Source organism: Mycobacterium sp. EPa45, from assembly GCF_001021385.1.
GTDB lineage: Bacteria > Actinomycetota > Actinomycetes > Mycobacteriales > Mycobacteriaceae > Mycobacterium.
Genome location: NZ_CP011773.1, coordinates 5,669,485 through 5,692,137, shown reverse-complemented (window position 1 = coordinate 5,692,137; position 22,653 = coordinate 5,669,485). Strand labels below are relative to the sequence as shown.

General features: G+C 68.0%; 22 protein-coding genes and 1 tRNA gene. 14 read left to right on the top strand and 9 right to left on the bottom strand.

The window, feature by feature from the left end; translation table 11 throughout:
- Positions 1–24: 24 nt before the first annotated feature.
- Positions 25–771: a hypothetical protein gene (locus tag AB431_RS30940; protein WP_047332537.1), complete on the top strand. Its 747-nt coding sequence runs from the start codon at positions 25–27 to the stop codon at positions 769–771.
- A 382-nt stretch (positions 772–1,153) separates the two neighbouring features.
- Here AB431_RS30940 and AB431_RS27020 read toward each other — a convergent pair whose 3' ends face one another.
- Positions 1,154–2,011 carry an HAD-IB family hydrolase gene (locus AB431_RS27020; RefSeq protein ID WP_144418380.1) on the bottom strand — a complete coding sequence of 286 codons (858 nt, stop codon included), beginning with the start codon at positions 2,009–2,011 and terminating at the stop codon, positions 1,154–1,156.
- A gap of 414 nt (positions 2,012–2,425) precedes the next feature.
- Here AB431_RS27020 and ssd point away from each other — a divergent pair, with 414 nt between their 5' ends.
- Genes ssd through AB431_RS26980 form a run of 7 tightly spaced genes read left to right on the top strand, consistent with a single transcriptional unit; the run spans position 2,426 to position 6,879 of the window.
- On the top strand, positions 2,426–3,493 hold the full coding sequence (ssd, locus tag AB431_RS27010; RefSeq protein ID WP_047333842.1) for a septum site-determining protein Ssd: 1,068 nt from the start codon (positions 2,426–2,428) through the stop codon (positions 3,491–3,493).
- A complete protein-coding gene (locus AB431_RS27005; RefSeq protein ID WP_047332535.1) occupies positions 3,490–4,656 on the top strand; it encodes a TadA family conjugal transfer-associated ATPase in 1,167 nt (388 codons plus the stop codon). The genes ssd and AB431_RS27005 overlap by 4 nt, the downstream gene beginning before the upstream one ends.
- Positions 4,653–5,432, top strand: coding sequence for a type II secretion system F family protein (locus AB431_RS27000; protein ID WP_235435772.1), 780 nt, complete (start codon positions 4,653–4,655; stop codon positions 5,430–5,432). Before AB431_RS27005 ends, AB431_RS27000 begins: the two co-directional genes overlap by 4 nt.
- Positions 5,429–5,998, top strand: coding sequence for a type II secretion system F family protein (locus tag AB431_RS26995; RefSeq protein WP_047332534.1), 570 nt, complete (start codon positions 5,429–5,431; stop codon positions 5,996–5,998). The genes AB431_RS27000 and AB431_RS26995 overlap by 4 nt, the downstream gene beginning before the upstream one ends.
- Before the next feature lie 26 nt (positions 5,999–6,024).
- Positions 6,025–6,216 carry a DUF4244 domain-containing protein gene (locus AB431_RS26990; protein WP_047332533.1) on the top strand — a complete coding sequence of 64 codons (192 nt, stop codon included), beginning with the start codon at positions 6,025–6,027 and terminating at the stop codon, positions 6,214–6,216.
- A 35-nt stretch (positions 6,217–6,251) separates the two neighbouring features.
- Positions 6,252–6,542: a TadE family type IV pilus minor pilin gene (locus AB431_RS26985; protein ID WP_082135964.1), complete on the top strand. Its 291-nt coding sequence runs from the start codon at positions 6,252–6,254 to the stop codon at positions 6,540–6,542.
- 22 nt (positions 6,543–6,564) lie between these two features.
- Complete coding sequence (locus tag AB431_RS26980) at positions 6,565–6,879, top strand: Rv3654c family TadE-like protein (protein ID WP_235435771.1); 315 nt, start codon at positions 6,565–6,567, stop codon at positions 6,877–6,879.
- Here the strand turns inward: AB431_RS26980 and AB431_RS26975 are convergent.
- Complete coding sequence (locus AB431_RS26975) at positions 6,876–7,901, bottom strand: PAS domain-containing protein (RefSeq protein ID WP_047332531.1); 1,026 nt, start codon at positions 7,899–7,901, stop codon at positions 6,876–6,878. The two genes, AB431_RS26980 and AB431_RS26975, sit on opposite strands and share 4 nt — an antisense overlap.
- 308 nt (positions 7,902–8,209) lie before the next feature.
- On the bottom strand, positions 8,210–10,537 hold the full coding sequence (locus AB431_RS26970) for a DEAD/DEAH box helicase (RefSeq protein ID WP_047332530.1): 2,328 nt from the start codon (positions 10,535–10,537) through the stop codon (positions 8,210–8,212).
- Positions 10,538–10,827: 290 nt separating this feature from the next.
- Between AB431_RS26970 and AB431_RS26965 the strand changes: the two genes are divergently transcribed.
- From AB431_RS26965 to topA, 3 genes are all read left to right on the top strand, one after another.
- Complete coding sequence (locus AB431_RS26965; protein WP_003925183.1) at positions 10,828–11,031, top strand: cold-shock protein; 204 nt, start codon at positions 10,828–10,830, stop codon at positions 11,029–11,031.
- A gap of 159 nt (positions 11,032–11,190) precedes the next feature.
- The gene (locus AB431_RS26960; protein ID WP_047332529.1) at positions 11,191–11,769 is read left to right on the top strand and encodes a hypothetical protein; all 579 of its coding nucleotides are present in this window, start codon (positions 11,191–11,193) and stop codon (positions 11,767–11,769) included.
- Positions 11,770–11,882: 113 nt separating this feature from the next.
- Complete coding sequence (gene topA, locus AB431_RS26955) at positions 11,883–14,675, top strand: type I DNA topoisomerase (protein ID WP_047332528.1); 2,793 nt, start codon at positions 11,883–11,885, stop codon at positions 14,673–14,675.
- 5 nt (positions 14,676–14,680) lie between these two features.
- Here the strand turns inward: topA and AB431_RS26950 are convergent, their stop codons facing one another.
- Positions 14,681–16,291, bottom strand: coding sequence for an adenylate/guanylate cyclase domain-containing protein (locus tag AB431_RS26950; protein ID WP_200902794.1), 1,611 nt, complete (start codon positions 16,289–16,291; stop codon positions 14,681–14,683).
- 72 nt (positions 16,292–16,363) lie between these two features.
- Here AB431_RS26950 and AB431_RS26945 point away from each other — a divergent pair, with 72 nt between their 5' ends.
- Both AB431_RS26945 and AB431_RS26940 read left to right on the top strand, forming a co-directional pair.
- On the top strand, positions 16,364–17,578 hold the full coding sequence (locus tag AB431_RS26945) for a DNA polymerase III subunit delta' (RefSeq protein ID WP_047332526.1): 1,215 nt from the start codon (positions 16,364–16,366) through the stop codon (positions 17,576–17,578).
- 28 nt (positions 17,579–17,606) lie between these two features.
- Positions 17,607–17,682: transfer RNA gene (locus tag AB431_RS26940), tRNA-Thr, on the top strand.
- 58 nt (positions 17,683–17,740) lie between these two features.
- Here AB431_RS26940 and AB431_RS26935 read toward each other — a convergent pair.
- From AB431_RS26935 to AB431_RS26925, 3 genes are all read right to left on the bottom strand, one after another.
- On the bottom strand, positions 17,741–18,190 hold the full coding sequence (locus AB431_RS26935; RefSeq protein WP_047332525.1) for a hypothetical protein: 450 nt from the start codon (positions 18,188–18,190) through the stop codon (positions 17,741–17,743).
- A gap of 256 nt (positions 18,191–18,446) precedes the next feature.
- Entirely contained in the window at positions 18,447–18,815 is a 369-nt protein-coding gene (locus AB431_RS26930) for a carboxymuconolactone decarboxylase family protein (protein WP_047332524.1), read from the bottom strand.
- Between the two features lie 27 nt (positions 18,816–18,842).
- The gene (locus AB431_RS26925; RefSeq protein WP_047332523.1) at positions 18,843–20,633 is read right to left on the bottom strand and encodes a hypothetical protein; all 1,791 of its coding nucleotides are present in this window, start codon (positions 20,631–20,633) and stop codon (positions 18,843–18,845) included.
- A 38-nt stretch (positions 20,634–20,671) separates the two neighbouring features.
- On the opposite strand from AB431_RS26925, the gene AB431_RS26920 reads away from it, so the two are divergent.
- Positions 20,672–21,604, top strand: coding sequence for an NAD-dependent epimerase/dehydratase family protein (locus tag AB431_RS26920; RefSeq protein WP_047333839.1), 933 nt, complete (start codon positions 20,672–20,674; stop codon positions 21,602–21,604).
- Here AB431_RS26920 and AB431_RS26915 read toward each other — a convergent pair.
- Both AB431_RS26915 and AB431_RS26910 read right to left on the bottom strand, forming a co-directional pair.
- The gene (locus AB431_RS26915; RefSeq protein WP_047332522.1) at positions 21,601–21,939 is read right to left on the bottom strand and encodes a DUF2304 domain-containing protein; all 339 of its coding nucleotides are present in this window, start codon (positions 21,937–21,939) and stop codon (positions 21,601–21,603) included. The two genes, AB431_RS26920 and AB431_RS26915, sit on opposite strands and share 4 nt — an antisense overlap.
- Positions 21,936–22,637 carry a glycosyltransferase family 2 protein gene (locus AB431_RS26910; protein WP_047332521.1) on the bottom strand — a complete coding sequence of 234 codons (702 nt, stop codon included), beginning with the start codon at positions 22,635–22,637 and terminating at the stop codon, positions 21,936–21,938. The genes AB431_RS26915 and AB431_RS26910 overlap by 4 nt, the downstream gene beginning before the upstream one ends.
- Positions 22,638–22,653 lie beyond the last annotated feature (16 nt).

Here is a 22,653-nt window from a genome sequence, read left to right as displayed (position 1 = left end):
AGCGATCCGATAGCGTGACCGAACGTGAGTGACCTCCTGGCCCCGCTGCTGACTCTGCCCGGGGTGGCCGAGGCCGCCGAGGCGGCCCGGGAAGCGTTGGCCAAGGCCCACCGGCATCGCACGAACCTGCGCAACTGGCCGGTGACCGCGGCCGAGTCGGCCGTCCGCGGTGCCCGCTCGTCGTCGGCCCTCGACGGCGGCGCGGTACAGCTGGATGCCTCCGGAGCCGAACCGAACGATCCGGTCCTGGCGGGTGCGCTGCGCGTCGGCCAGGCACTGGAAGGCGGGACGACCAACCTGCTCGGGGTGTGGCAGCGCGCCCCCCTGCAAGCCCTGGCGCGCTTGCACGCGCTCGCCGCGGCCGACCTGATCGACGAGGACCTGTTGGGCCGACCGCGACAGGATCCCGAGGTTGCCGCCCGGCTCGATCTCGTCACTCGGCTGACGACCGGCGGCAGCACGGCTCCCGCTCCGGTGCTGGCCGCTGTCGCGCACGGCGAACTGCTCACGCTGGCGCCCTTCGGCCCCGGCGACGGCGTTGTGGCACGGGCGGTGTCGCGGCTCGTCACGATGGCGACCGGCCTCGACCCGCATGGCCTCGGGGTGCCGGAGGTGTACTGGATGCGCCGCGCCGAGGAGTACCGGTCCAGTGCCCGCGCGTTCGCGACCGGCGAGCCGGCGGCTGTCGGCGCCTGGCTGCTGCTGTGCTGCCAGGCGTTGGAAGACGGTGCGCGAGAGGCGATATCGATCGCCGAAGCCGCCACGAAGTAGGAGCCCGGGAGCTCCTGCACAGCGAAGCGGGCGGCGATCCGAAGTCTTCGGCTCGCCGCCCGCTAGCACGGTTTCTCGGTTACCAGGCGTGCGGGGTGGGCTGCGTGGGTTGGCCTCGGCGTTTTTGCGATGCGCTTCGTTTACAACCCCACCCAAGGGGTCGTTCTTTCCGCTCGCTCTTCGCAATTACGCAGGCCCGCAACACTTCTGCCATATCGCGGCGTGCTCCGCGTGGGTGCCGGGAACCGTGCTGGGCCGCTTGGCTTGGGAGATAACGCCTTCTCTTCCGGCGCTATCTTGGCCTTGCCAGGCGTCCGTGCTTTCCTTTGTACTCCGTGACCACCGTCACAGCAAGAGGCTAATCGGCAACGAATTGGATGCGTTAGAACGACAACCGGCGGAGCACGGAGTACGTCAACGCTCCGGCGGCCAGCGCACTGATTCCCAACGCGGCGGTCGTCGCCACCGCCGCGCCGGACGGCGCTGGAATTCGGTCGCGCAACGGCACCGGGCGCAGGAAGGTCAGCACCGGCCACTCCTGCGCGGCCGCTTCCTTGCGTAGCGCGCGGTCGGGGTTGACGACGCTCGGGTGGCCGACGGATCGCAACATCGGAAGATCGGTGATCGAGTCGGAGTAGGCGTAGCAGTGTTCGAGGGAGTAACCCTCCAGCGCGGCCAGTTCGCGGATCGCCGCGGCCTTTGCCTCGCCGTAGCAATAGAAGGCAACCTCGCCGGTGTACTTGCCGTCCTCGATGACCATCCGGGTGCCCATCGCGTGGGTGGCGCCCAGCGCACGGGCGATCGGGGCGACGATCTCTTCACCCGATGCCGAGACGATCACCACGTCGCGCCCGCACAGCCGGTGGTCGGCGATCAGTTCGGCAGCTTCCGCAAAGACCAGCGGATCGACGATGTCGTGCAGCGTCTCGGTGACGATCGCCCGAACCTGTTCGACATCCCAGCCGGCGCACATCGCGGTGACGTAGGACCGCATCCGGTCCATCTGGTCGTGGTCGGCGCCGGACATCAGAAACAGGAACTGCGCATAGCTGGACTTCAGAACGGCTCGCCGGTTGAGTAGCCCTTGGTCGAAGAAGGGTTTGCTGAAAGCCAGCGTGCTTGATTTGGCAATGACGGTCTTGTCCAGGTCGAAGAAGGCCGCAGTGCGGGAAGGGGCCCCAGTCGTGGGCCCGGGCCGAACATGGATTAGCTGGTCGGCGGCCGAGGCAGGGTCGGTCACGCACCCAGGATAGGTGCGGCAGGGGACGGGTTGGAGGGCGAACACAAAGTGGCAGGCCAAGCCACGTGTCGCACCCTGCAATTTCACAGCGAATACATGGTTTCGAAGTGGTAGCAACACTTGCGCGACTGCACATTGTCGTGTGTATAGTGAGTATTACTCGGCTTATGCCGGGTGTGCATCAGCCCGACCCCCCGGGGCTGATACACGACGACCTCCGCCTCCTCCCCCCCTGGCGGGGGTCGTCCCTTTTTCCGACAAAGAATTTCTGGCGATCCCGGCAAACTCCACAAACGTTGCCGGGATTACTTGTGTGCCGTCTTCGTGTCGAGGATTACTCCCCAGATCGGCGTTCATCCACAATTCGGGTCGGGCTGACTGGTGTTCGTCAGCCGCGCGCCCGACGGTGGGGTGGTGAGCAGCAGTCCGGGTGTCGTCCTCATCCTCGCCGGTGATCCCGAATTACGTGAGCAGGCCGAGCGAGTCGTCGCTGCCGTCGGGCTGCGTCCGGTGTCGGTGTCTACGCCGTTGACGCGCAAGACATGGTCGGCAGCCGTTGCGATCGTGCTCGACGAGGAAGCGGCGCGGAGCTGTCAGCGAGACGGCTTGCCCAGGCGCGACGGGGTCATCCTCATCTGCCCGACCGAACCACAGGGGCCGGTCTGGGCCTCGGCGATGGCCGTTGGCGCTCAGCAGGTTTGTGCGCTTCCAATGCAAGACGCAGAGCTGGTCGGCTATCTCTCCGATGCCGCCGAGGCAAGCCGCGAGGGGACCCGCCCCGGGCGGGTGGTCGCCGTGATCGGGGGACGTGGGGGTGCGGGCGCCTCGACGTTCGCGGCTGCAGTGGCTCAGCTCGCGGCGTCGTCGCTGCTGGTCGACCTTGATCCGTGGAGCGGTGGGATCGACCTCCTGCTGGGTACCGAGTCGGTGCCGGGCCTGCGGTGGCCCGACCTGAGCCTGCAGGGTGGGCGGCTGGCCTGGTCGGCAGTGCGTGATGCGCTGCCGAGTCACCACGGTGTCAGCGTGCTCTCCGGTGCCCGGCACAGCCATGAGATCGAACCCGGCGCGGTCGAGGCCGTCGTCGACGCGGGCCGACGCGGCGGAATTCTGGTGATCTGCGATCTGCCGCGGCGAATGACTGGGGCGGCGGTCCGCACACTCGAGGTGGCCGACCTGGTGGTGGTGATCACCGCCTGCGACGTCCGGGCCGTCGCCGCTACCTCCGCGCTGGCTCCGGTGCTGCGCGGGGTCAACCCCAACGTTGGACTGGTGGTGCGGGGGCCGGCCCCCGGGGGGCTGCGTGCTGCCGAGGCCGCCACGGTCGCGGACCTGCCGCTTCTGGCGGCGATGCGCCCCGAGCCGATGTTGGCGGAACGTGTGGAGCACGGCGGGCTGCGGGTGCGGCGGCGTTCTCCGCTCGGTACGGCTGCCCGTGCGGTGCTGTCGATGTTGCCGGCCGGAGGGCAGGTGCGCGCCGCATGAACGCCTCGTTGGTCGAACGGGTCCGCGAGCGGCTGGCGGCCGAGTCTTCGTCTTTGCGGCCGACGGCGGTGGCGGCCGCGATACGAGCCGAATCGGGGGGAGTGCTCGGCGACACCGAGGTCCTGACGAACCTGCATGTCCTGCAAACCGAACTCACCGGCGCCGGGCCGCTGGAGCCGTTGCTGCGGGCGCCGGGCACGACCGACGTTCTGGTCACCGCACCGGATGCGGTGTGGGTCGATGACGGCACCGGCCTGCGGCCCACGACAGTTCGGTTCGCCGACGAAGCCGCGGTCCGCCGACTGGCGCAACGGCTCGCGGTTGCCGCGGGACGACGGCTCGACGACGCCCAGCCGTGGGTGGACGGGCAGCTCACCGGGCTGGGCACCGGCGAGTTCTCGGTACGCCTGCACGCGGTGCTGCCTCCGGTCGCCGCCGCCGGAACCTGCCTCTCGCTGCGGGTATTGCGGCCGGCCACCCAGGATCTCGCGGCGTTGATCACCGCGGGGGCCATCGCGCCGGAGGCGGCGGCGCTGCTCGCCGGGATCATCGAGGCCCGGCTGGCCTTCCTCGTCTCTGGTGGTACCGGCGCAGGCAAGACAACCTTGCTGGCTGCCGCGCTGGGCGCGGTGGACGGCGGCGAGCGGATCGTGTGCGTGGAGGACGCCCCCGAACTCGCACCACGCCACCCGCACCTCGTTCGGCTGGTCGCGCGCGCCGCCAACGTGGAAGGCGCCGGCGAGGTCACCATGCGGCAGCTGGTCCGTCAGGCCCTGCGGATGCGGCCCGACCGGATCGTCGTCGGGGAGGTTCGCGGCGCCGAGGTCGTCGACCTACTGACGGCGCTGAACACCGGCCACGACGGAGGTGCCGGGACGGTGCACGCCAACAGCCCCGCCGAGGTGCCGGCTCGGCTGGAGGCGCTTGCCGCGCTCGGCGGTTTGGATCGCGCGGCATTGCACAGTCAGCTCGCCGCGGCCGTGCAGGCGGTGGTGCACGTGAGCCGCCGGCGCGATGGGACGCGCCGGCTCAGCGAGATCGCGGTGTTGCGCCGCGCGGACGGCGGCGGCGTGTGTGCGGTGACGGCGTGGCATGCCGACCGCGGTTGGCAGGACGGACAGCAGCGACTGCAGACGTTGATCGACGAGCGGCGCCGGTTGTGACCGGGATGCCCTACGCGGCAGGCCTATTAGGCGTTGCGATACTTCTCGCACCACCACCACCGCGAGCGCGGCTGGGGATGGCACCGGCGCGCGTCAAGATGCGGATGCCCGCGATGGTGTTGTGCCTCGCGGTTATCGCTATTGCGCTGCCGCCGACGGTCCTGCTGGCTTCTACGGCCCTCGGTGTCACGCTCATCGCCCGGCGACGGCGTCGCGTTCGGGCCCGCGATCGCGATCATGCCGGTGCGACGTTGGCGGCCGCGCTGGAGACCCTTGCCGGGGAGCTGCGCGTTGGCGCGCATCCGGTGCGTGCCTTCAGCATTGCCGCCACTGAATCGGCCGGTGCGATCGGCGCCGCGTTGCGCGCGGTCGCGGCGCGGGCCGGGTTGGGCGCCGACGTCGGAACCGGGCTGCGAGTGCTGGCGAGCTCGACATCGGTTCCCGCACAGTGGGAACGACTTGCGGTGTGCTGGCAGCTGGCAGCCGATCACGGACTGCCGATGGCATCGCTGATCCGGACCGCCCACCGCGACATCGTCGAGCGGCAACGCTTCACCGCCCGGGTCGAGGCCGGTCTGGCCGGTGCACGCGCCACCGCGGTGATCCTGGCGGGTCTGCCGCTGTTGGGAGTGCTGCTCGGCGAGATGATCGGTGCGCATCCCGTCGGATTCCTCCTCGGCGGCGGTGCGGGCGGTTGGTTACTCGTGACCGGTACGGTGTTGGTCTGCGCCGGACTGATGTGGGCCGAACGCATCACCGATCGGCTGCTGACATGAGTGTTGCCGCTGGTTTGCTCTGCGCTGCAATATTTCTCGCGCCCGGACCGCACGCGGTTCGCCGCAGGATGGGGCTGGGCCCGACGCGGTCGGTTCCGGTCCGTCGTGCTGCGGCCCAGATCGACCCGCTCGCCACCGCGTCGGCGCTCGACGTGTTCGCAGTGTGCCTGTCGGGCGGGATGTCGGTGTCGGCCGCGGCGGCCGCAACGGCGTCCTCGGCGCCGGATCGCCTCGCCGCGGTATTGCGGCGAGCTGCGGACCTGTTGGCACTGGGCGCCGACCCCGACACCGCCTGGTCCCCGCAACCCGGCGAGCACAGTGATGCGCTGGCCAGGCTGGCGCGCCGGTCGGCATCGTCGGGAAGTGCTCTGGCGCAGGGCGTCGCCGAGCTCGCCGAACAGTCGCGGCAGGACGCCGGTCACGCCGCGGCGGCGGCCGCCGAGCGCGCCTCGGTGTTGATCGCCGGACCGCTGGGGTTGTGCTTCCTGCCTGCATTCGTCTGCCTGGGCATCGTGCCGGTGGTGGCCGGGCTGGCCGGTGATGTGTTCACATCGGGAATCCTGTAAAGGAGAGAAAGTAATTGGGCAACAATATGTTTCAGCAGATAAAAGCTCGAATGCTGGTGGTGGCGGTCGACGATACTGGGATGTCTACGGTCGAATACGCTATCGGGACGATCGCCGCCGCGGCGTTCGGCGCGATTCTGTACAGCGTGGTCACCGGCGACTCGATCGTCGGCGCGTTGACCAACATCATCAACCGCGCGCTCAACACGAAGGTCTAACGCGTGACGGCGGTTTCGCCACGGTCGAGGCAGCCCTGGCGATCGCCGCGCTGGTTGTGGTGTTGGTCCTGTGCGCCAGCGGCCTCACCGCGGTCGCGATGCAGGTGCGCTGCATCGACGCGGCCCGTGAGGCGGCGCGGTTGGCGGCGCGCGGTGACGAGGCGGCCGCGAGCGTTGCGGCACGCGGGGTCGGGCCCGCGGGCGCGGCGTTGCAGTTGCGTCGCGACGGCCCCTTCATCGTCGCAACGGTCAGCGGCCGGTCCCGGTTGCTGCCCGGCCTCGTCATCACCGCCGAGGCAGTCGCGGCCACCGAGCCTGGCGCATGATGAGCACGGTGTCGCGACCGTATTGGCGGCGCTGCTGATCGCCACGCTCGTGGCCATCACCCTCGCCGGTGTTCAGATCGGCAGTGCTGTGATCGCGCGGCATCGGGCGCAGGCCGGTGCCGACATGGCCGCGCTGGCCGCGGCCATGTGGCTGCCCAGCGGAGTCGGGTCCGCATGCGGGCAAGCGGCCGAGGTGAGCCGCGCCATGGGCGCGGCGCTGAGCGGGTGCGATGTCGACGGGCTCGACATCGTCGTCCGAGTCGACGTCGCGACCGGCCGGCTGTTGGGCGGCCGGGCCCACTCTGCGGCGCGGGCGGGTCCGGTCGACGCACACTAGGCGGTCGAGGTGCCCTTGACGGTCAGTCGGGCGGCGGCGAGTTCAGCCGCGGTGGGCAGGCGCAGGGTGATCAACCCGGCGAAGATGTTCTTGTCGACTTCGACCCGGTTGACCGTCACGTGCATCGGGACCCAGCCGCCATCGACTCCGGGCAGCCGCAACACCCGGCTCGTGCTGCCGGTGCGAAACTCGTCCGCCATCGGGATCAGCTCGTCGCGGTCGTCGGGGTGGAACTGGACGCTTTGGCGCCAGTCGTAGTGCGGGCATGGATCGTCGAGCCACTTCAGTAGCTTCCAGGTGCCGAGGTCGACGAGGGCGCGGTGAACGCCGGGCTGCGACAGGCCGTCGAGAATGCGTTGCGCCAGATGGTCGGGCGGCAGCGTGCCCTCGTCGAGGTCGCAGCGCAGGTTCATCGCGCGGGCGATCAGATGTTCGGTGGCATCCTCGGCCATCTCGGAGGCGGTGCGCGCCACGAACCCGGCCCGGATGGTCTCGCCGTTACTGTCGGTGAAAGTCCATGTCGTGCAATAGGTCCGGCCGGGTGCGGCATCGATGGCCAGCGCCAGGACCTTGGCCTCGTCCCGGTTGAAGCTGCGGGACGGCAGGTCCTCGGCGAATGCCCGGCCGTGGGTGGGCTCCTTGGTGGGATCCATCCCGGCGTTGACCAGTGATTCGACGGTGTCGGTCGCAATCCCGAGGGTCATATCCCATTTCAACGGTCCGGGTATCGGCCGTTCGGGCGGTTCGGCGCCGGCCGGTCCTATCCATACGTGCACACCGTGCATCCGGCCGTCGGACATCTGGACCGGTTCGGTGCGGATCACACGATCGCTCTTCGGGGTGATGCTCGCCAGGCTGTTGCCGGTCGCCACGGTCTCGGCGATGGCGGTCTGGATCGCAGCCAGATGCGGGTTGCGTCGCAGGTAGATGGCAAGAGGCACCAGGTTCTTCATCTGACGGCCCTGCGCGACCACCACCGGTTCGGTGCCGAGTGTCTCCACCAGCAGCCAATCGGGGGTCATGGTCGCAGTTTAACGAGGCCACCTTGGGGCCGCCTTGGGATCAAGCGGGCGGAATCGCCAGGTGAAAACCAAGGACTTGGTCCGGCAAACCGCCACGATGTCGATTCTCTTGCGGGCGCAAGGGTGGTTCGGTATTTTTCGCCTACCCGACCATTGGGATTGCGAACGGATTGTGTTGTCCGACCGTTCGCGCAGACAGTCATGTCAGGCTGTCGCAACGCCTCCAGCGGTGTGGGGTAAGGAGCCGGCACGTGGCGCGTGCTTGCATCGTAGGTGTCGACCGTTCGAGGGGTCGGTCGGCACACCGGTCAGGCACCGCCGGCAGCCAGCTGCGCGAGAACGAGCTTGAGGACCGCAACCGCACCGGACTTGTCCAACGGGTCATTTCCGTTGCCGCACTTGGGTGACTGCACACACGACGGGCACCCCTGCGGACATTCGCATGCTTCGATGGCCGCTGCGGTGGCGCCCAGCCACGTGCTGGCCAGACGATAGCCGCGCTCGGCAAAACCCGCGCCGCCCGGATGCCCGTCGTAGACGAATACCGTTGGCAGGCCGTCGGCGCCGATGGCGGTGGAAACGCCGCCGATGTCTCCACGATCGCAGCTGGCCACCAGCGGCAGCAGCCCGATCGCAGCATGCTCGGCCGCATGCAAGGACCCGGGTACGCGCAGCTGCTCGATTCCACTGCCGGCCAACGCTTCCGGCGTGATGGTGTACATCACCGCGGTGGTCGGTAGGCAATGCTCGGGCATGTCCAGTTCGACGAAATCGATGACCTCCCCCGACAACCGGCGGCGCAGGTAACCGATCACCCGGTGCGTCACCGACACCGGAACCAGACCCAGCGTCACCGCGTCGTAGTGCACGCGCTCACCGGTCCCGGTCACTGCGATGTCGGTGATCTCCCGGGCGAAGGTGGTGTAGCCGGGATCCTCGGCGTGGACGAACGCCACCCCGTCGGAAAAACTCAACGAATCGACGAGATAGCTCTCGCCCTGATGGAGATACACCGCACCCGGATGAACGGTGGCCGGCGCCTGGCCGGCGTCCGCGCTGCCCAGCATCCGGCCGGTCCCCGCTTCGACGATCGCGATCGTGCCCCCTGCCGAGCCGCGGATGTCCACCGCCGGGTGTGGATCCAGGCCGGCGGCGGGGAAGTACTTGCCGCCGCGGCGGCGCAACAGCCCGTCGTCGACCAATTCAGCGGCGACCGGTTCGGCCTCCCATCGCCTGACCTCCGCCTCGTCCAGCGGCATCTCCGTTGCCGCGCACAACAGTTGCGGGCCGACGACATAGGGGTTCGTCGGATCAATGACGACCCGCTCAACCGGCTTGTCCAGCAACGCCTCCGGGTGGTGCACAAGATAGGTGTCCAGCGGGTCGTCGCGTGCGACGAGGACCACCAGTGCGCCCTGACCGCGCCGTCCGGACCGGCCGGCCTGCTGCCAGAACGATGCCACCGTGCCTGGAAAACCCGCCAGCAGAACCGCATCCAGCCCGGCGATGTCAATACCGAGCTCAAGGGCATTCGTGGTGGCCAGCCCGCGTAAATCTCCTTCGGAGAGGGCGCGTTCCAACTCCCGGCGATCCTCGGCGAGGTAACCGGCGCGATACGACGCCACCGTGTCCAGGAGTTGCGGAGCAATGTCCTCGAGCCGCGTCCGGGCCCCCAGAGCCGTCAGCTCCGCCCCGCGCCGGGACCGGACGAAAGTCAACGTTCGCGCGCCTTCAGCAACCAGATCGGCCATCATCCGAGCGGCTTCGGCACCGGCCGAACGTCGCACCGGCGCACCGTTTTCCCCCAGCAGATCGGTGCGCAGCTCGGGCTCCCACAGCGCCACGGTGCGCGCGCCGTGCGGTGACCCGTCCTCGGTCACCTCCGTCACGGTCTGGCCGATCAGCTCTGCGGCCGTCTCGCCGGGCGCCGCGGTGGTCGCGCTGGCGAAGATGACCGTCGGTCCCGGTCCGGACGCCGGTGCGTAACGCTCGCAGAGCCGCAGCAGCCGGCGCAGCACCATGGCCACGTTCGAACCGAAAATGCCACGGTAGTAATGGCATTCGTCGACCACGATGTAGCGCAAGCCGCGCAGGAACACCGCCCAGCGAGCGTGGTTGCGCAGCAACGAGAGATGAATCATGTCGGGGTTGGAGAACAGCCAGCGGGATCGTTCACGGGCGAATCTGCGTACCTCGACCGGGGTGTCGCCGTCGTAGGACGTCGGTGCGACGTCGGCCAGCGCCGGCACCGCGGTGGTCAACGAATGGGCGGTCCGTAATTGGTCGTGGCCGAGCGCCTTGGTGGGCGACAGATAAAGCGCCCTTGCACGCGGATCACGCGCCAGCACATCCATGATCGGTAATTGGAACGCCAGCGACTTGCCCGATGCGGTGCCGGTGCTGATGACGACATGATGCCCAGAGTGCGCGAGGTCGGCGGCGTGCACCTGATGCGACCACGGGAGGGCGACTCCCTGATCATGGAACGCGCGGAGTACATCTGGATCGGCCCAGGTAGGCCAGTCCGCGACCTGCGCCTGGCGGGCGGGCAGCTCAGCGACGTGACGCAGCGCATCCGGCGATGATTCGGCGCCTGCGACAGCCGCGTTAAGCAGCTGGCTGCCGAAACTCACCATTTGAAATCAGCCCTTTCTAAAAGCGATGCACAGCCCTGTATCGAATTGTTCATCAGTTAGTAGCACTGAGACTGTCGCAAGAGCTCTGGACGTGATTGGATATGGGCGGTCGCAGCTTCTGTGTTCGTGTGTCAGCACTCGCAGGATCGACGTTGCGATCGCGGTTCCTGCGAGGGTCTGTAGGTCGGGTGAGTTCCGACGACTCCACGAAGGATGGCGGTCGGAACGGGCCCGGTCTGCCGAAAACTCGGTCGGCCGCTCCCGGTTGGAAGATAAGGAAAGTACGAAAGATGCCACAGGGAACTGTGAAGTGGTTCAACGCCGAGAAGGGTTTCGGGTTCATTGCACCCGAGGACGGCTCTGCCGACGTGTTCGTCCACTACACGGAAATTCAGGGGTCGGGCTTCCGCACCCTTGAGGAGAACCAACGGGTCGAGTTCGAGGTCGGTCAGAGCCCCAAGGGACCGCAGGCCACTGGCGTGCGCTCCATCTGATCAACAACGACATCACGAAACACCCCCGAGCGTCCCGGTGACGGGTCTCGCCGGGGGTGCTTTCGTAGGTGGCCGCCCCACGCAGCGGCCGCCACGCCCGGCGCCAGTCCGAAAGCTCGGCTGCGTCCCGCACGTCTCCGACTGCCTTACTGTCGACTCGTGAGCCAGCTGTCCTTTTTCTCGGCTGAGTCGGTGCCGCCTGCGGTCGCCGACCTCACCGGGTTGCTCGCGACGACCGGACAGGTGGTCGTCGTCGGCGGTGGGGCCAGATTGTCGGTAGTGGTCGATGATCTGTGGCGGGCCGAGGCGCTGGCGGAGATGATCAGCGAGACCGGTCTCGAGGCCGAGATCACCCGCACAGACGAGAACAACCCCCTGGTGCGCACCGCTGTCGACGCGCGGCTGGCCGGAATCGCCGCCAGCTGGACCAGGGGAGCCGTCAAGACGGTGCCGCCGCAATGGCTGCCCGGCGCTCGCGAACTGCGCGCCTGGACGCTGGCGGCCGGCAGCCCGGAGGCCGACCGCTATCTGCTCGGACTGGACCCGCACGCCCCCGATACGCATTCGCCGCTGGCATCGGCGTTGATGCGGGTCGGTATCGCACCGACTCTGATCGGCACTCGAGGCGCTCGCCCGGCCCTGCGAATCAGCGGCCGTCGACGGCTATCACGCCTGGTAGAGAACGTGGGGGAACCCCCCAATCAGATGGAAGCGTTGTCAGCGTGGCCCAGGATCTGACAGATTCCCCTGCGGGGGTCGGTTTGCGTTGACACCTCCGGGGTGCGAAATTGTCAGGTGCCCGCGGGTTTGGGGGTACCTGAGGGAAAGACAGAAGTGGAGCGTAAGGGCAGTTGGCTGACGACGACCGCGGCAGCGGTGACCGGAACGGCAACGTTCGGCGGCTCGTCATCGTCGAGTCGCCCACAAAGGCGCGCAAAATCGCCGGTTACCTCGGCTCCAACTACATCGTGGAGTCTTCCCGTGGCCACATCCGTGACCTGCCGCGCAACGCCGCCGACGTGCCCGCCAAGTACAAAACGGAGCCGTGGGCGCGGCTAGGCGTCAACGTCGAGGACAACTTCGAGCCGCTCTACATCATCAGTCCCGAGAAGAAGAGCACGGTCACCGAGCTCAAGGGCCTGCTCAAGGATGTCGACGAGCTCTATCTCGCCACCGACGGTGACCGCGAGGGTGAGGCCATCGCCTGGCACCTGCTGGAGACCCTGAAGCCCCGCGTGCCGGTCAAGCGGATGGTCTTCCACGAGATCACCGAGCCGGCCATCCGCGCGGCCGCCGAAAACCCCCGCGACCTGGACAACGATCTGGTCGACGCGCAGGAGACCCGGCGCATCCTCGATCGCCTCTACGGCTACGAGGTCAGCCCCGTTCTGTGGAAGAAGGTCGCCCCGAAGCTGTCGGCGGGCCGGGTCCAGTCCGTGGCCACCCGGATCATCGTGCAGCGCGAACGCGACCGGATGGCTTTCCGAAGCGCTTCCTACTGGGACGTGATCGCCGAGCTCGACGCCAGCGTCTCGGACCCGAACGCCGCGCCGCCGCGGTTCACCGCCCGGCTGGTCAACGTCGACAGCAAGCGGGTCGCCACGGGACGCGACTTCGACTCCCTCGGCGTGGTCCGCAAGCCTGACGAGGTTGTCGTGCTCGACGAGGCCGCAGCCGGCTCGCTGGCCACCGGACTGCGGGGCTCCAGCCTGTCGGTGGCGTCGGTGGAGGAGAAGCCCTACACCCGGAAGCCGTATCCGCCGTTCATGACGTCCACGCTGCAGCAGGAGGCGGGCCGCAAGCTGCGGTTCTCCTCCGAGCGCACGATGAGCATCGCGCAGCGGCTGTATGAGAACGGCTACATCACCTATATGCGTACCGACTCGACGACGTTGTCGGAGTCGGCCATCAACGCCGCACGCAATCAGGCCCGCCAGCTCTACGGCGACGAGTACGTGCATCCGTCGCCGCGGCAGTACACCCGCAAGGTCAAGAACGCCCAGGAGGCGCACGAGGCCATCCGGCCCGCCGGTGACACGTTCGCCACCCCCGGGGCGCTGCACCGCGAGCTGGACAACGACGAGTTCCGGCTCTACGAGCTGATCTGGCAGCGCACTGTCGCCTCGCAGATGGCTGACGCCCGCGGCACCACGCTGAGCCTGCGCATCAACGGCACCTCCTCCGACGGACGCGAGGTCACCTTCGCCGCCAGCGGCCGCACCATCACCTTCGCCGGCTTCCTCAAGGCCTACGTCGAGACCGTCGACGAGCTGGCCGGCGGTGAGGCCGACGACGCCGAAAGCCGCTTGCCGCAGCTGCGCCAGGGCCAGCGGGTGGACGCCACCGGGCTGACCGCCGACGGGCACAACACCAACCCACCGGCCCGCTACACCGAGGCATCGCTGATCAAAGCGCTCGAAGAGCTCGGAATCGGCCGTCCCTCAACGTATTCCTCGATCATCAAGACGATCCAGGACCGCGGCTACGTCCACAAGAAGGGCAGCGCGCTGGTGCCGTCCTGGGTGGCGTTCGCGGTGACCGGTCTGCTCGAGCAGCACTTCGGTCGCTTGGTGGACTACGACTTCACCGCCGCGATGGAAGACGAACTCGACGAGATCGCCACCGGCCAGGAGCAGCGCACCAACTGGCTGTCCAACTTCTACTTCGGCGGCGAACACGGGGTGGCGGACTCGATCGCCCGCGCCGGTGGCCTCAAGAAGCTGGTGGGTGTCAACCTCGAAGGTATCGACGCCCGAGAAGTGAACTCCATCAAGCTTTTTGATGATGAAGAAGGCCGGCCGATCGTGGTCCGGGTGGGCAAGAACGGGCCGTACCTGGAGCGGATGATCACCGGTGAGGACGGCGAACCCAAGCCGCAGCGCGCCAACCTCAGCGACGAGATCACGCCCGACGAGCTGACTCTCGAGCTGGCCGAAACCCTGTTTGCGACACCGCAAGAGGGCCGAGTACTCGGCGTGGATCCGGAGTCCGGGCACGAAATCGTCGCCAAGGACGGGCGATACGGGCCGTACGTCACCGAGGTGTTGCCGCCGCCGCCGGACGACGACCCGGGTGTGGGCGCCAAGAAGGGCAAGAAGCCGACCGGCCCCAAGCCCCGCACCGGTTCGCTGCTGCGGTCGATGGACCTGCAGACCATCACGCTCGAGGATGCGCTCAAGCTGCTCTCGCTGCCGCGGGTGGTCGGCGTGGATCCCGCGAACGGCGAGGAGATCACCGCGCAGAACGGCCGCTACGGGCCATATCTCAAGCGCGGCACCGACTCTCGTTCGCTGGCCACCGAGGACCAGATCTTCGAGATCACCCTCGAGGAGGCGCTGAAGATCTATGCCGAGCCCAAACGCCGTGGCCGGCAGGGCGCTGCGGCCCCGCCACTGCGCGAGCTGGGCACGGATCCGGCGTCGGGCCAGCCGATGGTGATCAAGGACGGCCGCTTCGGCCCCTACGTCACCGACGGTGAGACGAACGCGAGCCTGCGCAAGGGCGACGACGTCATGAGCATCACCGACGCGCGGGCCTCGGAGTTGCTCGCCGACCGGCGCGCCCGGGGTCCGGTCAAGAAGAAGGCTGCCGCGAAGAAGACCACCCGCAAGGCACCGGCCAAGAAGGCTGCGAAGAAGGCGTAACCGCCTCAGCCAGTAGCGATTTCGCTGGTTTGGCTGGGCAGGAGAAGGTTTACCGGGCGGGCCAGTTGCGTCGGTGCCCGGCGGCCGCGGAGCTCGACGATCTCGCCGACGTTCCAGCACAGCGCCTCGGCGTCCAGGGCGCCGCTGACCGCGATCGCCGACGCCAGCACGTGGCCGTTCTCCAGCTTGGCCAGCTCCGTCAGCCGGGCGGCCTCGTTGACCGGGTCGCCGATCACGGTGTACTCGAAGCGGGCCTGCGCGCCGATGTGCCCGGCGATGGCGCGCCCGGCCGATACCCCGATACCGAATTCGGTTTGGCCCAGCACCCCGACCAGTTCGTCGTGCAGTTCGCGTGAAGCCGCCAGCGCCGCCCCGGAGGCGTCGGGGTGTTCGATGGGCGCGCCGAAGATGCACAGCGCCGCGTCACCCTGGAACTTGTTGACGAAACCGCCGTGCTTCTTGACCGTCTCGACGACCACCCGGAAGAACTCGTTGAGCATGCTGACGACCTCGCTGGGCGGTCGCGACGCGGCCAGCTGGGTTGACCCGACCAGGTCGACGAACAGCACCGCGACGTCGCGCTCCTGGCCGCCGAGCTCGGTGCCCCGCTCCAAAGCGCGCCTGGCGACGTCCTCGCCGACGTAGCGGCCGAACAGGTCGCGCAGCCGCTGGCGTTCGCTCAAGTCGCGGACCATGTCGTTGAAGCCGGCCTGCAGCAGGCCGAGCTCGCTGGCGTCGTAGATCTGCATGTGGGCGTTGTAGTTGCCGCGCTGGACCTCGCCGAGCGCCCAGCGCAGCTGCCGTAGTGGGTCCGCGATCGACATCGCTGCCAGCACGTTGCCGGCCATCCCGACCACAAGCGCGGCCACGGCCATCAGCAGGATCGGCGTGAACAGGGCGTCGGCCGAGGCCGCCAGCAGCGAGAACTTACTGGCCACGACCGACAGCACGATCGCCAGCAGTGGCACCCCGGTGGACAGCAGCCAGGTCAGCACCAGTCGTTGGACGACGCCCGGGCGGTGGAACTTCTCCGGAACCCCGCCACGCAGCGCCGCGACCGCCACCGGACGCAACACCCGCTCGGACTGCAGGTAGCCGATGATCGTGGTGGCGGTGGCGCCCAGCAGCGTGGACACCGCCAGCACGGGTGCGGCATGGCTGGCCACCGGCCAGCTGGCGGCGATGAACACCACCGCGCCGAGCACCCAGTTCGTCATGCTGATCACCGAGCGATACACCGGCATCCGCAGTGCCCGCAGCCGGGCCTGTTCGGTGACGGCCGGGTCGTCCTCGGCCAGGAGCGCGTCACGGCGTTGCCAGCGGAACACCGGAACGAGCAGCTTGAGGCTGACGAATGCACCGACCCCGAACGAGATGAACAGGTAGCTCAGGAAGATGACCAGGTTCAGCGTCGGCAGGTCCTGCAGCATGACCCGATCCGACGGGGGCAACCCGAACCGCAGGAAGCCCAGCACCAGCAGCGCACCGATGATGTCGGCCTGCAGCATGCCCAGGGAAAACACCGGCCAGGGCGTGCGCGCGACCCACCGGACGAATCCATTGATTCGCCCCGGGCTGAATTGCGCGGTGCTCACGGTCCCACCGTATCGGTACAGAGCGACCGATCAGCACCTTCAAAACCCGGTGGGCGGCGGTTGTGTCGTTGCTGAGCACTAGTGTCTGAGGCGATGTCCGGAGTTTTCACACGGTTGGTGGGCCAAAGCGCCGTGGAAGCGGAGCTGGTGGCCGCCGCATGGGCGGCGCGGGGTGATTCCGCTCACGATGTGGCCGCCACCGGGACCATGACACACGCCTGGCTGATCACCGGCCCGCCGGGATCGGGCCGCTCGGTCGCGGCGCAGTGCTTCGCGGCTGCCCTGCAATGCACGTCCGAGGGCACGCCGGGGTGTGGGGAGTGCCGGGCCTGCACGACGACGATGGCCGGCACGCACGGCGATGTCCGGCGGATCGTTCCCGAGGGTTTGTCCATCGGAGTCGACGAGATGCGCGCGATCGTCCAGATCGCGTCCCGGCGGCCGAGCACCGGCCGCTGGCAGGTCGTGGTGGTCGAGGATGCGGACCGTCTGACCGAGGGCGCGGCGAACGCCCTGCTCAAGGTGGTGGAGGAACCACCCCCATCCACGGTGTTCCTGCTCTGTGCGCCGTCGGTGGATCCGGAGGACATCGCGATCACCCTGCGTTCGCGGTGCCGCCACGTGGCGCTGGTGACGCCGCCGGCCGCGGCGATCGCGCAGGTGCTGATGGACAGCGACGGTCTCTCCGCAGAGGAGGCGCAGTGGGCGGCGTCGATCAGTGGTGGCCATGTCGGGCGGGCCCGGCGGCTGGCCACCGATCCCGATGCCCGTGAACGACGAGCCCGCGCGTTGGGTCTGGCCCGCGACGCCGCGACCCCATCGCGGGCATATGCGGCCGCCGAGGAGCTCGTCGCCACCGCCGAGGCCGAGGCGCGGGCGGTCAACGTCGGCCGTGACGAGGCCGAGGCGGATGAGCTGCGCACCGCGTTGGGCGCCGGCGGCACCGGTAAGGGCACCGCTGGGACACTGCGGGGTTCCGCGGGTGCGATCAAGGACCTCGAGCGACGGCAGAAGTCGCGTCAGACCCGCGCCTCGCGCGACGCACTGGATCGTGCGCTGATCGACCTGGCGACGTACTTCCGGGATGCGCTGCTGGTGGCCAACGGCGCCGGCTCGGTGGCACCGAATCATCCCGATATGGCCGAGCGGGTGGCGGCGCTGGCGGCGCATGCGTCCCCGGAACGGCTGCTGCGCTGTATCGAGGCGGTGCTCGAGTGCCGGGAGGCGTTGGCGATCAACGTCAAGCCCAAGTTCGCGGTCGATGCGATGGTGGCCACCGTGGGTCAGGCGCTGCGTTCGGACCTGTAGACTCACTGCTCGGTCCTCGGCGGGCCGCGCCACCTTAGCTCAGTCGGTAGAGCGATTCACTCGTAATGAATAGGTCAGGAGTTCGATTCTCCTAGGTGGCTCCAGCACTACACGAAACAGCCGCCTCACCTATCGGGTGAGGCGGCTGTCTCTTTGTCTACGTCAGATCCGGACGAACACGCTCGACGAAGCGTCCCAGACGCCCCAGGCGTTCAGCTCCGGATTCCACACGGTCGGCAGGTTGAGATTCACTGCCCAGTCCGGCAACGGCGGCTGCGGAATGTCGAGCGGCGGAAGCACCGGCATCGTCACCCAGTCCGGAATGTCGGGGTAGGTGATCCGGGCCTCCAGGGCCGGTCCACCATGTCCCGGAGGCGGCAGGAAGCCCTGCCCCGGCGGCAGCGGGTTGCCCGGTGTGCCGGCGTTCACGCCCGGCCCGGTGATCGTCGAGGGCCACTGGCCCTGACCGTTTCCGCTCCCGTTGTCCGAGTGCCCCGGATTCGGGGGCGTCCCGTGGGGATCTGCCTGTGCCAGCCCCGCGCCGACTCCAAGCCCGCCAAGTCCAAGCACACCTGCGGTTGCGGCACCTGCCGCGATCTTCTTGATGTCCACTGCGTGAACCTCCTGCACTGATTGCAACTCACTGACATCCGTTTGCTACGCGCTGTCGCGTAAACGGTTTCCCCGACCCCAGGGAGAGGCTTGCCTCTAGGGCGTAGCCCTAAACCGTTACAAGACAAGAGAATGCGAAATCGACCCGGATCGGTGATTATCTGTATCCGGGCGGAGAAAATTCTGAATTAGTTCGCTGTGAATCTACGCGAAGCTGTTAACGAAACGCGGTCGCGAAACGACATAGCGCCGGCGGTCACGCCCCGCCGAGCGCTTCTGCGGCGATATTGCGGGCGGTGGCCGCCGCGGGGAAGCCCGCGTAGCCGCTGGCGTGGTAGATCACCTCGGCCAGTTCGTCCTCGGACAGGCCGTTCTGCCGGGCGATGCGGAAGTGCGCGTTCATCTCCTCGGTGGCGCGCAGCGCGATCAGGATGCCCAACGTCACCAGGCTGCGGTCGCGGCGGCTGAGCCCCTCGCGAGTCCACAGCCGGCCGAACACGCTTTCGACGCCGATGTCCATCAGTTCGGGGGCGAAGCCGCCGCCGAAGTCGACCTCACCATCGGGCAGGGTGCCGGGCAGCATCTCCCGGAAGACACGTAGACCATCCTCGCGCAAGTTAGACATACAAAGCACTTTGGCACACCGCTGGGGTCAGTGCGGCGCCAGATACCCGACCGGTCCCGACGCCAGGCACAACGACAGCGCAGCGGTCGACGCGCGCACGGTGATCGCGTCACCGGCCCCCGGCAGCCGCACGAACACCCGGTTCAGCCCGGGGTGCACGGCCACCTTGGTCTCGGGTCCCTCGTTCAGCTTCATCAGCATCGAGCCGTCGCTGTTGGCCAGGTAGTTGATCTCCGCCGTCCAGTCCGCGGGTAACAGCGGTCCGTCCAATGGCATCCGTACGGGAGCGTCGGGCTGGACGAAGTAACCGCAGCCGGGCTGGGGACCCGCGACGATCGTGCGGGTCCAGGTGACGATGGCATTCACCAGTCGGCCGCTGCTGTCGAGCATGCGCAATTGTGTTGTGGAACCCGCGAATTCAGGACGCTCGCGAACCAAGGCGAACATGTGGCTGGCCAGGTTCTCCGGGTAGGCGACGCGCTGCAGCACCAGCGGGTCGACCTCCTGGTCCAGCAGCGGCGCCGACGAGGACGCCCGCGCCTGCGCCAGCCCGCGAATCGCGTTCTGCAGGTAGGGCTGTGCCGGATTGTCACGCCAGCTGCTCAGGAACGTCGACGTCGAATACAGGCTGCTGGCGACGAACGCCACCCCGACAACGACCACCGCAACGGTGCGCGAACGTGAGACGTTCAGCCAGGCCGAGTCGCGGTTCGGCGCGCAGAACGCCACCGCGGCAAGCAATGTCAACACGACCACCAGGTCGGGGAAATACCGCAGGGTCTGGGCCAGCTCCAGGGCGGTGAACTTCGACGAACGCAGCAGATAGATCGGGATCTGACAGGCCACCGCATACGCGACGGCCACCAACCACACCCAACCGATGCGCCGTTTGCGCACCAGGGACAGCGCCACGACCGCGATCAGTACCAGCCAGCCCAGGACCGTCACCGACAGCGGCGGCACCGCCCAGGGGGAAGCGGGCGCCCACCGCTGCCACTCCCATGGACCGCCGGCCAGTCCTGGCACGATCCCGCGAGTAACCGAGCGGCACAACAGGTCCCACGTCATCGCCAGATCCGAGCTCCACCGCCGGTGGTCGACGACGAACAGGTACACCGCCACCCACACCGCCGTCACCGCCAGCGCGGGCGCCCACAGCCCTAGGCCGCGGCGCCACACCGTGCGCAGCGCGGCGGTGTCACCTTGCACGTGACACAGCAGTGCGGTCACCGCGAATGCGACGAACGGGATGACCGCCGCCTTCTCGAAGAACAGCAGGCCGCCGAAATACACCAATACCGCGGTGCTGGCATAGCGACGATTCCCGGTGCGCACCAACAGGATCGCGTCGGCGCACACCCATGCCATCGCGGCCAGCATCGGCAGCGAATTCAGCGCCGCCGCCCACCACGCGAACCCGGGCACGCCCAACGGTGTGAAGAGGGCGAAGCACAACGGAATCAACAACACCGGACGCCAGCCGAGGATCACGTGCAGCACACGCAGCACCGCCAGCGACACCAGCAGCTGCAGCACCACCAGACTGACCGCCGGCCACGCCCACACCAGCGGGGCCGCCCGGGTGATCGACCCGGCCACCAGAAATGCGCCGGGCATGACGTGCCCGTCGTGGTCGTCGAACAGATACGACGCCGACAGCAGATCCTGGGTGCCGGCCCGGCCCACCAGGATCAGGTCGTCCCAGTAGAAGTAACCACCGAACGCCAGGATCGCGCGGACCACGAGTTGCACCGCGATGAGAACGACGGCCGCAGCAGCCACCGGTGGCATGCGCGCCACCCGGGTCGGAACTGCCATCGCGTCGACTGTACTCACCTGCCGGTAGGGTGACCGCCATGCAGGTACTGGTCACGGGGGCTGCCGGCTTCATCGGGTCGACGCTGGTCGATCGTCTGCTCGCCGACGGCCACACCGTCGTCGGGCTCGACGATCTGAGCCGTGGCCGCATCGAGAACCTGGCGGCGGCAGGCGCCGACGGGCGGTTCGAGTTCGTCGAGGCGGACATTGCCGACGCGGATCTGATCGGCCTGTTCGAGAAGCACAAGCCTGAGGTCGTCCACCACCTTGCCGCCCAGATCGATGTGCGTCGCTCGGTGGAGGAACCGGAATTCGACGCAGCGATCAACGTCATCGGCACCGTCCGGCTGGCCGAGGCGGCCCGCCGCACCGGGGTCCGCAAGGTCGTCCACACCTCCTCGGGCGGCTCGATCTACGGTGCGCCGACGAACTTTCCGGTCAACGAGACAACTCCGGTCGATCCCGCCTCGCCCTATGCGGCCAGCAAGGTCGCGGGCGAGATCTACCTCAACACCTTCCGCCACCTCTACGGCGTGGACTGCTCGTTCATCGCGCCGTCGAATGTCTATGGCCCGCGCCAGGACCCGCATGGCGAGGCCGGGGTCGTCGCGATCTTCGCCAACGCGATGCTGGCTGGGCAGCCGACCAGGGTCTACGGCGACGGCTCCAACACCCGCGACTATGTGTTCGTCGACGACGTCGTCGACGCCTTCGTCCGGGCCTCCGGCGCGGGCGGATGTGGGCAGCGGTTCAACATCGGCACGGGCGTGGAAACCAGCGACCGGCAGCTGCACTCGGTGGTGGCCAAGGTGGTCGGGGTCGCCGACGACCCGGAGTTCGCGCCTGCGCGGCTTGGCGATCTGAAGCGATCCTGCCTGGATGTCCGCAAGGCCGAGATGGTGCTCGGATGGCACCCGCAGGTGCGCCTCGAAGAGGGCATCGCCCGAACGGTGGACTACTTCCGAAACTAACGCTCCGGCGTCCGCGCCCCCTCGAGCGCGACCGCCCGTGCCAGCCGGGCGTACTTGAGCTCGAGCTCCTTGAACCGCAGATACGTGCTCATCGTCGTGAACACGAACGCGATGATCAGCGCATAGGTGATGAGGTCGGCACCACGCCGGACGCCGAGGAAGTTCGCCAGCACCGTGGTGTCATCAGGCCGCAGGATCGCGTAGACCGCGAGGATCACGAACATCACGTAGCCGACCTTGACCCATGCCTTGGCTTTGGCGTTGGTGCGAGACCGCAGCAGGTAGACCAGCAGCGCGATCACCGCGGCGATCAGCAGTACCTGGATCCAGTTCATCGGCGCATCCTTCCGCGCAGGAAACCGTCGAAGACGATGTTCACCCCGTTCAGCAGGGGCTGGCCCTTCGACATCGAGTACTCGGTGTAGAGGATTTCGACGGGCTCTTCGGCCACCCGCCAATGGTTTTCGACGATCAACGTGATGAATTCGGTCGCATGGCTCATGCCGTTCATCGTGAGGTTGAGGTTGTCGGCCACGGTCTTGTTGAACACCCGCAACCCGTTGTGCGAGTCGGTCAGGTGCAGCCGGTGACTGCTCGGGCTCAGCATGGCGGCCGCACGAAGGATGAGCCGCTTCAGCGGCGGGGTCTGGCTGACGGTCGTGCCGGCGAAGCGGGTGCCGATCACGACGTCGACGTCGCCCTTGGCCAGGCGGTCGATCATCACCAGGACGTCCTTGACGCGGTGCTGCCCGTCGGCGTCGAACGTGACGAACACCGCAGCGCCGGGTTGGCTGCGGGCGTATTCGACCCCGGTCTGAATGGCGGCGCCCTGACCGAGGTTCACCGGATGGCGGACCACGTGGGCGCCTGCGCGCAGAGCGATATCGGCGGTGTCGTCGTTGCTGCCGTCGTCGACGCACACCACATGGTCGAAGACTTGGCGCAGGTCCGCGATGACGTCGGCGATGACCTTCGCTTCGTTGAACGCCGGCACGATGATCCAGGCGTCGGGGTAGGGCGTGTCGATGTCCACAAGGTACACGCCGAGA